The organism is Streptomyces sp. SID10853 (assembly GCF_010548145.1).
GTDB lineage: Bacteria > Actinomycetota > Actinomycetes > Streptomycetales > Streptomycetaceae > Streptomyces.
The window spans coordinates 1-952 of record NZ_JAAGLN010000499.1; the positions used below are offsets into that span (position 1 = coordinate 1).

The window sequence follows — 952 nt, forward strand, 5'->3', positions numbered from 1 at the left end:
GCCCCCAGGCGTCCGACGGGGGCGGCGAGAGCGGCTCGGGGCCGCCGGCGGGCAGCCCCTCGGGATCGTGCGGCGCGGGCACTCCGGGCGCGGCGACAGCGACATCCAGCGGCCACCCCGGGAGCGAGGCGACGATCGACCGGTCGTCAGGCGACAGGTCGTACTCCATGCCGCAGTCCCAGGAGGCGATGGCCACGGCGACCAGCGACACATCGTCGATCACCACGGTCCACCGGGCACCCGCGCCGTCCTGTCCCAGGACCACGCCGTAGCCGTCGGGGCGCGGACCCAGCCCGAGCGTGCGGCATGCCGAGGGGAAGTCGTCGCCGAGAACGCTCGGGAACTGCGCTGGGGTCAGCAATACCGCAGTCAGGACATAGAGCGAGTCGTCGTCGGTATCGTCCGTCCCCGTCACGGGAGCCTCCTCTTGATCAGTCGTCGGCGCACCTTAACCAGTCGGTAACGCCAGCGTCGAGTGGTTGATCGGAGGAATTGGGTCCGCTTGTGGCGAGCCAGTGGATCGCTGGTGGCGGGGGTGGTCGCGGCCGGTGACGGGGCTGTCGTCAGCCCTGACGCACGGCCAGTGCGAGAAAGCGGCCGGGCTCATCCGTGTACGAGGTCAGGTGCCAGCCGGCGGCGGCGAGCAGCGGGCGCAGCCGCCCCTCCCCGCGCAGGTCGTCGTCGGTGAGCCTGCGCCCCTGCCGGGCCGCCAGTGCGGCCCGCCCGATCGGATGGAACAGCGCCAGCAGACCGCCGGGCTTCACGACACGGGCCAACTCCCGCGCCCCCTCGTCGGGCCGGGGCAGATGGGCGATCAGGCCCGCGGCGAACACCCCGTCCAGCGACTGAGAGAGGACCGGCAGCCGGGCGGCGTCGGCGAGCAGCAGCTGGGCATCCCGGTGGCGCCCCGCCCGTACGGCAGCCGCCAGCATCCCGGGCGTGAGGTCGGCCC

At 73.5% G+C, this 952-nt stretch carries 1 protein-coding gene and 1 pseudogene; both read right to left on the reverse strand.

What is annotated here, in order from left to right:
• Positions 1 to 415, reverse strand: a pseudogene (locus G3I19_RS36625) (hypothetical protein); the annotation flags it as partial.
• A gap of 148 nt (positions 416 to 563) precedes the next feature.
• The coding region (locus tag G3I19_RS36630; RefSeq protein ID WP_164267965.1) for a class I SAM-dependent methyltransferase at positions 564 to 952 on the reverse strand (389 nt) is incomplete at its 5' end.